This is a genomic window from Micromonospora sp. NPDC005367, assembly GCF_040606825.1.
Classification (GTDB): domain Bacteria; phylum Actinomycetota; class Actinomycetes; order Mycobacteriales; family Micromonosporaceae; genus Micromonospora.
The window spans coordinates 32242-43912 of record NZ_JBEXFP010000054.1 but is presented as its reverse complement, the minus strand read 5'-3'; the positions used below and the strand labels follow the sequence as shown (position 1 = coordinate 43912).

Annotated in this window: 5 protein-coding genes; 3 read left to right on the top strand and 2 right to left on the bottom strand. The window is 72.0% G+C overall.

Features of this window, described 5'->3' with window-relative positions; genetic code table 11:
• Positions 1-129: 129 nt before the first annotated feature.
• Positions 130-4503 carry an ExeM/NucH family extracellular endonuclease gene (locus ABZS42_RS27390; protein ID WP_355150017.1) on the bottom strand — a complete coding sequence of 1458 codons (4374 nt, stop codon included), beginning with the start codon at positions 4501-4503 and terminating at the stop codon, positions 130-132.
• A 213-nt stretch (positions 4504-4716) separates the two neighbouring features.
• Here ABZS42_RS27390 and ABZS42_RS27385 point away from each other — a divergent pair, with 213 nt between their 5' ends.
• Both ABZS42_RS27385 and ABZS42_RS27380 read left to right on the top strand, forming a co-directional pair.
• Positions 4717-5460: a glyoxalase gene (locus tag ABZS42_RS27385; RefSeq protein WP_355150015.1), complete on the top strand. Its 744-nt coding sequence runs from the start codon at positions 4717-4719 to the stop codon at positions 5458-5460.
• Between the two features lie 262 nt (positions 5461-5722).
• Entirely contained in the window at positions 5723-9589 is a 3867-nt protein-coding gene (locus ABZS42_RS27380) for a S8 family serine peptidase (RefSeq protein WP_355150013.1), read from the top strand.
• A 93-nt stretch (positions 9590-9682) separates the two neighbouring features.
• Here the strand turns inward: ABZS42_RS27380 and ABZS42_RS27375 are convergent, their stop codons facing one another.
• Complete coding sequence (locus tag ABZS42_RS27375; protein ID WP_355150011.1) at positions 9683-10648, bottom strand: helix-turn-helix domain-containing protein; 966 nt, start codon at positions 10646-10648, stop codon at positions 9683-9685.
• 153 nt (positions 10649-10801) lie between these two features.
• On the opposite strand from ABZS42_RS27375, the gene ABZS42_RS27370 reads away from it, so the two are divergent.
• A complete protein-coding gene (locus tag ABZS42_RS27370; protein ID WP_355150009.1) occupies positions 10802-11485 on the top strand; it encodes a DUF305 domain-containing protein in 684 nt (227 codons plus the stop codon).
• The last annotated feature ends 186 nt before the right edge of the window (positions 11486-11671 follow it).

The window sequence follows — 11671 nt, the reverse complement described above, 5'->3', positions numbered from 1 at the left end:
GCGCGCCCCCAGGCCCGGGCCCTCCCGGCCGGCCCGGCCCCCCCCCCCCCCCCCCGGGGCGCCCACCCCCCCCCGGGGGGCCCCCCCCGCCGGGGCCGGGCCGCCCCCGCACGGGGGATCAGCGTCCGGTCAGAGCCGGGCGCACTGGCCCGTCGCCGGGCCCTTCACCGTGTTGGGCCGGCTCTCGTTGACCGGCGCCGGGTTGTTTCCGGAGCAGCTCAGCGGCCCGCCGACGGTGTTCGCCGCGACCACCACCGGCTGGCTGCCCGTGTTGCCGGTCACCGTCACCGGCCCACCGACCGCGACCGACTCGATCCGTACGCCACCGGTGTTACCGGTGAGCGACAGTGGACCGTTCACCTTGCCGTCGCCGATCTTCAGCTCGCCGGTCGCGCCGGACACCGTCACCGGGCCGGCCACGGTCGCGCCGGAGAGCTCGAACAGCACCGGGCGGGTGGCGGCGATCGGACCGTTGACGGTGCCGCCGGTGACCACCAGCGAGGCACCCGGGTGGACCGTGACCGGTCCCGCGATGGTGGCGTTCTCCAGGCAGGTCAGGCCCGCGGTGACGACCAGCGGCCTGGTGTACCGGCCGGTGATCGTCGTGGTGCACTGCGGCCCGGCCTGACCGATCGTCGACCGGGGCTCGGTGTCCGCGGTGACCGGCGAGTTCGCCGCGAAGTAGTCCACCAGCATGGTGAGGTCGTTGTTACCGGTGGTCGCCGGGTCGGTGCCCGCGCCGAGGGTGGTGAAGTTGTCCCCACCGGCGGCGAGGAACGAGTTCACCGTTACACGGTAGGTGCCCGACGGGTCGATGGCCGTTCCGTTCAGCTTGACCGACGTGATCCGCGAGCCCTTGGGCGCCTCCGGGTCGTAGCTGTAGTTGAACCCCTTCGACACGCCCAGCCACAGCACCGGACGCGAAGCGCCCTCGGGCTGCCACTGCTCCTCCAGCACCTGCTTGATCTGGGCGCCGGTGTAGCTCTTGGTGACCACGTCGTTGGCGAACGGCTGGACGGCGAACGCGTCGGCGTAGGTCACCGTGCCGTCGGCGCCGTAGAGCAGGTCGGCCCGGAGTCCACCCGGGTTCATGAAGGCGATCTGCGCACCGCCCCGACCGGCGTCCTTCGTGCCGGCGAGCTGGACGTCGGCGATGAAGTTGCCGAGCGCCGACTCCTTGCCCCGGTCCTCGTTGCCGTCGGTGTAGGCCCGCTTGACGTCCGCGGTGATCGACCCCAGCTGCTCCTTGCCCAGCTCGGTGGCCTTCTCCTTGGCGGCCGTCACGATGCCGGCCACCGTCGGGTCCTGCGGCGCGCCGACCACGTCCACCAGCGCCGCGTCGGCGGAGGTGACCTGACTGGCCTCCGGGTCGTAGGTCAGCGTCACCTTGCCCAGCCGCTTGCCGTAGTCCTCGGCCTGCAGCACCGGACGCAGCCGGTCGGTGCCGGGAACGGGAAGCTCGAAGGCGTACGGCTGGTGGGTATGACCGCTGACGATCGCGTCGACGGTGGCGTCGACCCGGGTGAACGGGCCGAAGACCGGGTCGGCGGCGAGCGCCTCGGCGGAGTCGATGTGCTCCGTCGCGGCACCCTCGTGCGCGAGCAGCACCACCACGTCGGCCTCGCCGTTGTCCGGGTTGCCGTCCTTGAGCTGGCCGGCGACCAGGTTGGCCTCGGCGACCGGGTCGCGGAAGGTGAGCCCGGCGATCCCGTCCGGGCTGACCAGCGACGCGGTCTGCTCCGTCACCACACCGACGAAGCCGACCCGGACCCCGCCCACGTTGCTGACGGAGTACGCCGGCAGTTCCCGGACGTCGCCGCGGTACACGTTGGCGCCCAGGTAGGGGAAGTCGGCGCGGTCGGACACCCGGCCGGTGATGTCGGCGACACCCTTGTCGAACTCGTGGTTACCCACCGCCGACGCGGCGAGGTCCATCTGGTTCAGCGCGTCGATCGTCGGGTTGTCCCCGTCGATCGCCGAGATGAAGGTGGAGGCGCCGATGTTGTCGCCCGCGGACACGAACGCGGTGTTCGGGTTCTGCGCCCGCAGCTGACCCACCAGGCCGGCGAGCTGGGCGGCGCCGCCGACCGGCTGGTCGTCCACGGTGGCCGGGGACTCCAGCCGGCCGTGGAAGTCGTTGACGGTCAGCAGTTGCAGGTCCACCGGCTTCGCACCGGTGCTGATGCCCACCACGAGCGGGTTGTGGTCGCTGGCCCGGTACGGGCTCGGCTCGTAGAACGCGGACAGCCCGTCGTACTGGAACGCGAACGACTCGACCGCGTTGATCTGCCACACGTCGACGCCGGTGACCCGGGCCGCCAGGGACGGCGAGGCGAGGGCGTGGTCCAGGGAGCCGGACTCGCCGCCGAAGACGTAGGTGGCCTTGCCCGTGTCGTTCAGGTCGCGGTACCGCTCGTCGTAGAGGACCTGCATGGGGTCCTCCTGGGTGTACGCGTTGAAGTCGCCCAGCAGCAGGACCTCGTCGGTGCCGCTGTCGGTCTTCACCTCGTCGACGAAGGTGGCCAGCGCGTGCGCCTGCCGGACCCGATCGCCGTTCCAGGACCCCTGACCGTCACCGGTGTCGGCGTTGTCACCGGTGCCGGTGCCGCTCTTGGACTTGAGGTGGTTGGCGACCACGATGAACGAGACTTTGCCCGCGGTGAAGGCCTGCGCGATCGGCTCCCGGGCGTTGGACCAGACGGTCTCGTCGTTGACCGAGCGCGCCGGGCCCTTCGGCTGCACCTTCGCCGGCTTGAAGATGATCGCCGTGGTGATGAAGTCCTGCTGCGCCGGCGCGGGCAGCTCGGCGGGGCTGCGCGCGTAGTCCCAGGTGCCGGCGCCGTCCTTGGCGTTCAGCGCGGCGACCAGGCGCTTCAGGGCCTGCTGCGGGTCGTTCGGGTTGAAGCGGACCGAGTTCTCGATCTCCTCGAGGGCGACCACGTCGGCGCCCAGGGCGCTGATCGCGGAGACGATCTTCGCCTCCTGGCGGCCCAGCGCCGCCTCGTCGGCCGCGCCCCGGGCGTCCCCGCCGAAGTGGACGAAGTAGTTCAGCACGTTGAAGCTGGCCACCCGGACGTCACCGCCGACGTTCACCGGTGCCGCGGTCCGGGGGTTGGTGGCCTTGAAGGTCGTCCGGGCGGGGGCGACGGTGTCCGCGCCGACCGGCAGGGTCGGCTGCAACCGCCACTCGTCGAACCCGTACGACAACACCGAGGGTCCGAACGCCTCCACCGAGTCGCCGACCCGCAGGGGGTTCTCCTTCGACAGGTACGGCGGCAGCAGACCACCGGTGGACAGGTTGGTGGTCCGGCCGTCGTCGAGCAGGATCCGGGCACGCTTGTTCGCGGCCGTCACCTGACGCGCCTCGTCCGAGCCGGGGCGGGCCACGTCGGTCGCGTTCGCGGCCGGGCGGTCACCGGCGGCGAGCACGACCTCGCCGTACCGGTTGGTGTTGTACACCTCCGAGACGGTGTACGAGCCCACCGGCGCCACCAGCATCGACTCGACCGACTCGCGGGCGTCGTCGTCCAGCGGCAGGCCGACCGGCACCGGCGCGGGCAGCGGGGCGTCGTGTGCGCACACCTGCACGTCGGCCTTGGCGCCGATGGTGACCTGGGTGAGGCCGTTGTACTCGCTCGGGGTGCCGCTCACGCGTACCCGGTCGCCGATCGCCACCGACGGGTGGTTGGCGGTGTTCGTCGTAAGGTACACGAAGATGCCGTCCGACGCGGTGCCGGCCGAGACCGGACGGTCCCCGCCGGTCCCGGCGTTCTGCACGTAGACGCCGTTGTAGCCGCCGGTGCGGTGGTCGGCGGTGGCCACGCCCTCGACGGTGACCCGGGTGCCCGCCAGCGGCGTGGCGCCACCGGTGCCCTGGACCTCGGCGATGGTGTGGTCGACGGTGACGGTGCACCCCAGCGGCGGCTCGGGGTCGCCGTCACCGTCGCCGTCGCCGGCGCTGTTCAGGCTGCCGAAACTGTTCGGCGCGGCGTCCCGCCACGTCCCGTCGGTCTTCTGCAGCGAGTGGCCGACGGGCGTGCTCGAGGTCTCCGCGACGCCGATGTCGACGCCGGTCAGCCCGTTCGCCGGGCCACCGGACGCCGTCATGGTGCCCTCGTAGGTGAGGAACTCGGCGACCGTGCCGTCCGGGGCGACGAGCGCGATGCCGTCCGGCGATCCGTTCTGGATCCCGTCGGTCGGGTACGACGCGACGACCACGCCGGCGGCCGGCACCGTACCGCTGAGGGTGCGGGTCTGGTACGCCGCGTTGTTGGCGCCGTTGTAGAGGACGATCTGCCAGCCGGTCAGGTCGTAGCCGACCGGCGCCTGGATCTCGATCGCCTCGCCGGTGTCGGTGCCGGCGTTGTCGTAGTGGATCTCAGTGACGAACGGTGCCGCCGCCGGTGCGGCGACGGCGGCCGTGCTGCTCGCCACGGTCAGTGCGCTGGCGGTGAGCAGTAAGCCCACCGCAGCCAGCGGTCGTCTGGTCAGGTGCCTGTACATCAAACGGGGCCTCCGTTGGGAGTAGACCGTCGGAGGATATGGGTAGCAGGTGGCCGCGCGGGAGCCGCCGGATGTACGAGACCTGCCTGGCCACCCGTGGTGACCTGCGGTCGGTAGGCGGCCGGCGGCAGCCGATCGTGGTCGATCCCACAGCACGCGGCCGATCGCTGGCACAATGGCCGGACCGACGAGCCGACAGCCGGGAGGTCCAGGTTGACCAAGGAACTCGTCCGCCCGACCGAGACCGTCGTGCCGTTGCTGCCCTGCGTGTCGGCCGAGGAGACCCTGGCGTTCTGGCGGTCGCTCGGGTTCGCGGTGACCTGGCAGCAAACCAGGCCGTACCTGTATCTGGCCTTCCGATGGAGCGGGTTCGAGCTGCACTACGGCAGCGCGGCGCCCGGCGTCGATCCGGTCGCCGAGCAGACCGGAGGGTGCCTGGTGATGGTCGACGCCGTCGCCCCGTACCACGCGGCGTTCACCGAGGCGATGCGTGGCGCGTACGGCAAGGTGCTCGCCAAGGGGCGGCCGCGGATCACCCGGTTCCGGCCGGGCGCGTCCCGGTTCAGCGTCGTCGACCCCTCCGGCAACACCATCGTCTTCATCCGGCGCGACGAGCCGCCGGACTTGGAGTACGGCGGCTCGTCGCGCCTGGTGGGGTTGGCCCGTGTCCTCGACAACGCGCGGATCCTGCGCGAGTTCAAGTCGGACGACCGGGCGGCGTTGCGGGCACTCAACTCCGGGCTGCGCCGGCACGGCGACACGGCACCGGCCGTCGAGCAGGCGCTGACGCTCGCCGCGTTGATCGAACTTTCGACCGCGCTCGAGGAGCACGAGCGGGTGCCCGACTGGGGTGCGCGACTTCAGGCGATCCGGCTGACCACGCCGGAGCGGGACCAGGTGCGCGAGGCGGTTGCCGATCCGGCCGTACTGGAGCCGTGGTTGCCGGATGCCGGCTGACCGCCGCATCGCCGCGAGGCGCCAGCGCCTGCCGCCGGTCCGGAGGCTGTCGAGCGGCTCGGACCCGGGGCAGCTCGACAGTGTCCGCGGCGATCCGGCCGCGAGGTGACGCGCCGGTGTCGCCGTGGCCAATCGGACATGGCGGAGTTCCGCCATGTCCGGGCTCCGCCAGTGATCATGCCCTCCACCGGGCCGCCCGCCGCCCCAGAATCTGCGACGGCGCCGCCGGCGATTCCCGGCGGCCGCCCGGAGGAGGGAATTCATGCGCAGATCCAGATACGGGGCGCGCCACGCGACAGCCACGGTCGCGGCGGTGTTGGCGGCGTTGCTCGCGCTGCCGACCGGCGCCATCGCGGCGACGCCGACACCCACGGCAACGAGCGGCACGGTGGAGCCGCTGCGTAAGGTCGAGCCCACTGTGCTCGCCGCCGCCCGCAGCGGCACCAGCACCACCTTCATGGTCGACCTGGCCGACGAGGCCCAGCTGGACGGTGCGGAACTCGACCGGGTCGAGCGCGCCGCCGGTGGTCGGGCCGGACGGGTGGCCCGTACCACGCGGGTCTACCAGACCAAGGTCGCGCACGCCGAGCAGACGCAGCGCGGCCTGCGCGAGCTGCTGCGCAAGCGGCACGCCGACTTCACCCCGTTCTGGATCGCGAACGTCATCGAGGTGACCGGCGACCTGGACCTGCTCACCGAGCTGGCCGGCCGTTCGGACGTCGCGCGGATCACCACCGTCGGCGTGACGACGCTGGAGGAGCCGGTCCGCACCGCCGGCGCGGACGCCGAGACGCCGCTGCTGTGGAACCTGACCGCGGTCGGCGCCGACAAGGTGTGGCGCGAGTACGGCACCCGTGGCGAGGGCATCGTCGTCGGCAGCGTCGACTCCGGCGTGCAGTACGACCACCCGTCGCTGGTGCGCCAGTACCGCGGCAACAACGACGACGGCACCTTCACCCACGACTACAACTGGTACGACCCGACCGGGTTCTGCACGTCCGAGGAGCCCTGCGACAACGCCGGGCACGGCACGCACACCGTCGGCTCGATGGTCGGCGACGACGGCGCCGGGCACATCACCGGGGTCGCCCCGGGTGCGACCTGGATCGCGGCGAAGGGCTGCGAGTACACCTACTGCACGGACGCGTCGCTGCTGGCCGCCGGACAGTGGATGCTCGCACCGACCGACCGCAACGGCGAGAACCCGCGCCCGGAGCTGTCGCCGGACATCGTGAACAACTCGTGGGGCGGCGTCGGCGGTGACCCGCACATGTACGACGCGATCGTCGACTCCTGGGTGGCGGCCGGCATCTTCCCGGTCTTCGCGGTCGGCAACGAGGCGGAGCAGGCGCCGGAGCCGTGCGGCTCGGCGGGGCACCCCGCCAGCAACCCGCAGACGTACGCGGTCGGCGCGACCGGCCCGGACGGTGTGATCACCGAGTTCTCCAGCCGCGGCCCCGGCCGGGACGGCGCGGTGCGGCCGGACATCACCGCCCCTGGTGAGCAGATCCTCTCCAGCCTGCCGGGCAGCGATTACGGCTACATGGACGGCACCTCGATGGCCGCCCCGCACGTCGCGGGCGCGGTGGCGCTGGCCTGGTCCGCGGTGCCGAACCTGCGGCGGGACGTGGTGACCACCCGCGAGCTGCTGGACCGCACCGCGCACGACGTCGACGACCAGCAGTGCGGTGGCACGCCGGCCGACAACAACGTCTACGGCGAGGGTCGGCTGGACGCGTACGACCTGGTGACCCAGGCCTCGACCGCCCAGCTCGGCGGTGTCGTGGTACACGCGAACCGGGACGGCGACCCGCTGGCCGGGTCGCGGATCACCCTGACGTCCAACCTGGTCACCCGGACCGCCCGCACCGACGCCCACGGCACGGTCCAGCTGGGCCGCGTCCCGGCCGGGGAGTACACGCTGACCGCGACCTCCTTCGGGCAGCGGACCCAGCGGCGGACGATCACCGTGTCGCAGAGCGGCACCGTGAACTTGACCCTGGACCTCTCCGAGGCCGCCCCGTGGCAGCCGGTCAGCGGCCGGGTCACCGACCCGAACGGCGAGCCGGTCGCCGGCGCCCGGTTGGCGCTCGCCGACGAGTCGTTCCCCGGCTTCGTCACCGACGTCGAGGGCCGCTACTCCGGGACGCTGCCCGAGGCCGAATACGACCTGCTGGTCGACTACGGACGGTGGCTGGCTCCGAAGACGGTCGCGCTGACGGTGGACGGGCCGCAGACGGTGGACGTGGCACTCGCCGCGAAGACCGACCGGTACGGCTACGCCGCCGGGGTCACCGCGGGCAAGTGGGAGGACGGCGGCAAGGTGCTCGCCCTCACCGGTGACACCGCGAGCAAGGGCTTCGACCTGCCGTTCCCGATGACCTTCTACGGCACCACGTACGACCGGATCACCGTGCACACCGACGGCTACCTGACCTTCGGCGCGGACGCCGTCACCTCAGTCGGCGCCAACGGTCCGCTGCCCTCACCGGAGGTGTCGGCGCCGGCCGTCTACGCGTTCTGGGACGACCTGGTGCTGGACCACGCCTCGACCGTGCGGACGAAGGCGACCGGGGCGGGGAAGAACCGGCAGCTCGTGGTGAGCTGGACCCGGGCCGCACTGAAGAGCGACCCGAAGTCCCGGGTCGACGTGCAGGTGCGGCTCGACGAGAACGGCACCGTCAGCATCCGGTACCGCAAGCTCGGCAAGGCCACGGCGGCGGCCGGCGGCTCGGCGACGGTCGGCATCGAGGACGCCAGCGGCACCGTGGCGTTGACGTACTCGGGGGACGAGGCGGTGCTCGACGAGGCGACCGCGATCACCTTCGAGGTGCCCGGCCGGGGCCTGCTGCGCGGCACGGTACGTGACGCCAACGACCGTCAGCCCCTGGCGGGCGCGACCGTACGGGTCGAGTCGCCGAACGCTCGGCAACCGATCACCGCGACCACCGACGCGGAGGGCTTCTACCAGCTGGAGGCGCCGGCCGGGCCGGTCACCGTGGCCGCGTTGCAGCCGGGGTACGACCTGCCGCCGGCCACCGTCACCGTGGCCGAGGCCAAGGTGGTCAAGCACGACGTCGCGTTGCGTACGCCGCTGCTGCTGGCCAACAAGAGCAAGGTGTCGGTGAGCGCGCGGGCCGGGCAGACCCGGACCGCGACGGTGACCCTGACCAACAAGGGTGACCTGCCGGCCACCTGGCTGGCCCGCGAGATCGACTCGGCCACCCCGCCGGCCGGCGTGCCCGGCAAGGTGATGAGTTCCTTCCCGGTGAAGGACTTCTACTACGCGTTCGGTGTCGGCTACCGCAACGGTGAGCTGATCGTCTCCAACTCGTACCTGCTCGGACAGGTGCAGCGCTTCGCCGCCGACGGCACGTCGCTCGCCAAGGGTGTGCTCGACATCGGCGGCTGGCCTTCAGACATGGCGTACGTGCCGGGGCGGGACCTCATGTGCGCCCCGAAGATGTGGATCGTCGGGGAGTTGCCGATCGTCTGCTTCGACCCGGACACCCTGGAGGTCAAGGAGACGATCACGGGGCCGTGGGCCGGCAAGCTCTACTACGGGCTGGCCTACCGCGCCTCGGACGACACCTTCTATCTCAGCGGCGACGGGGCCATCCGGCACATCGCCGGGCTGTCGCACCCGCAGCCGGGCTCGGTGCTGGGAGAGTGCACCCCGCCCGTGCCGTGGATGACGGGGCTCGCCCTCAACGAGGAGCACAACGTGCTGTGGGGCATCAACCAGGACGCCAAGGAGTCGATCTGGGCGATGGAACCGGACACCTGCCGGGCGCTGGCCTCGGTGCCCGACCCGGACCCGAACCCGATCAGCGGTGCCGGGCTCGACATCGACGAGCAGGGCAACCTCTGGACGGTGGCCTACCGGAACCAGCCGTACAGCAGCAAGGTCTACCACGTGGACGGGTCGCTGCCGGCGTACAGCGACGTGTCGTGGCTGTCGGCCGGGACCTCCGGTGAGGTGGCGCCGGGGCAGAAGGCCGCGCTGACCGTCACGGTCGACGCCACCGGCCTGACCCCGGGGACGTACGTCGCCACGGTGCTGGTGGCCAACAACGGCGCCAAGGCGCCGTCCACCCCGGTCACCGTCTCGGTGACGGTCACCAAGTGATCAATGGGTCCCGCCGGCCGTGTCGCCGGCCGGCGGGACCCGTCGCGGTCCGTTCCGCCCGCGTGCCGGCGGAAACGGACCGGCGGCGCGATGTCAGAGCCACCGGTTACGCGCGACGAACCAGCCGAGCTGCATCCGGGTGGCGCTGCCGGTCACGTCCATGAGCTGCCGCAGCCGCCGCTGCACGGTGCGCAGCGAGATGCCCAGCTGCGAGGCGACCGCCTTGTCCGGTAACCCGGTCATCAACAGCGAGAGGATCTGCCGGTCGGTCGGCGTCGGCACGGTCCAGCGGTCGGCGTCGTCGAGCACGGTCGTGGCCGGAGCGAGGCGCAGCGGCGTGGCCCGCTCCCAGACCTCGGTGAAGAGCGCCACGAGCACCTCGACCCAGGTGGCGCCGCGCACCACCAGCGCCCAGGGCTCGACCATGTCGGCCTGGGAGGGGAAGGAGAGCAGCCCCATCCGGCGGTCGGCCACGGCGAGCTTCGCGGGTACGTCCGCCGCTACGCGGGCCTGCTCGCCGGCGGCGATGAACCGGCCGATGTGGGTCGAGGCGCCCGGTCGTTCCAGGCCGCGCCGGTCGTAGACCACGCGGAAGCGTACGCCCCGATCCAGCAGTTCCAGCTCCGCCGGATTCTCCGAGATGTCGGCCGCGTACGGGGGGCGTTCGAAACCGAGCACCTCCTCCTCGGCGCCGCGCAGGAACTGGTCGAACGTCTGCAGTATCGCCGCCACACCCACGACCATCTGGACGCCCGGATCCGCGGGCTCCGGCGCGCGTTGCTGGCGCAGCCACTCCCGCAGGTCGATCCGCGCCTCCTGAAGCTCACGGATGCGCTGGGTCAGCAGGGAATCGATCGCCAGGTCGGGTGGCGCCGCGCCGGCCCGGTCGCCGACCACGCGGACGAGACCGTGGCGGGTGAGCGAACCGAGCGCCCCGTCCACCTCGTCGGCGTCGGCGGCCAGGCGCTCCACCAGCTCCGTCACGGTGCTCGGGCTGCCGCCGACCAGCGCCAGGTAGATCTTCTCTTCGAGTTCGGTCAGACCGAATGCGCTCAGCACTGTCCACCACACCCAGCTCGGGCGGCCCCACCGGTGGCGTGGTCCGCTGCGTTGATCTTGAGGCGTTCCGGACAGGAGCGTCAAGTGATGCGGAGCGGACCATCCGTCCGGCCCCTCGTGTGACGGGCCGAATTCGGCTACGGTGATCGAATCGTGTTCTCGTCTCGTCGACGCATCGTCATCGCCGCCGTGGCCGCCGCCGTCGTCCTCGGCGCGTCGGTCTTCGCCGTCGTCCAGCTCACCGACGACGCCCCGGAGGGGCCGGTCGCCGCGCCCCGGATCGTCCAGCCCGGCGCGCCCGGTCAGGGCGGCCGCGTCCTTTCGCCGGAAGAGCAGTCCAAGCTGCCCGCGCCGCCGAAGCACACCGCGGCCGACACGCAGTTCATGCAGCGGATGATCGCGCACCACGTGCAGGCGCTGGACATGACCGCGCTCGTCGCGGACCGCTCGGTCAGCAAGGACGTGTCGTTGATCGCCAAGCGGATCGAGACGTCGCAGCGCGACGAGATCGCGCAGATGCAGCAGTGGCTGACCGACCGCGGCGAGCAGCTCCCCGGGCCGCACGAACACCATGCCGAGCACGACGCGGTCATGCCCGGCATGCTCACCCCGGAGCAGTTGGCGCAGTTGGTCAAGGCCCGAGGTGAGCAGTTCGACCGGCTCTTCCTCGACTTCATGATCCGGCACCACGAGGGCGCGCTCACCATGGTGCAGCAGCTCTACGCGGCCGGCGGCGGGCTCGAGCCGGCGAGTGACCGGTTCGCCCGCGAGGTCAACGCCGACCAGGGGATCGAGATCCGCAGCATGCGCGAACTGCAGACCCGGCTCGCCGGCTGACATCGGCACGCCGTCCGGCCGCCGCACCCTCCGCCTCACGCGCACGACGTCCGCCGATCGCTCGGTCGTCAGCTCGAACGCCGAACTGCGACGATCGGCACCGGGTCAGCCCCGACCTGCGGCGGCGGCTCGCCGAAGGACGGCGGCAGCCAGGGCAAGGACACCGCGACCGTCGCCTTCCGCACG

Bases quoted from the DNA above. Each gene is read 5' to 3' on its own strand.
- ABZS42_RS27390 (WP_355150017.1), bottom strand. From the start codon at position 4,503: ATGTACAGGCACCTGACCAGACGACCGCTGGCTGCGGTGGGCTTACTG.
- ABZS42_RS27380 (WP_355150013.1), top strand. From the start codon at position 5,723: ATGCGCAGATCCAGATACGGGGCGCGCCACGCGACAGCCACGGTCGCG.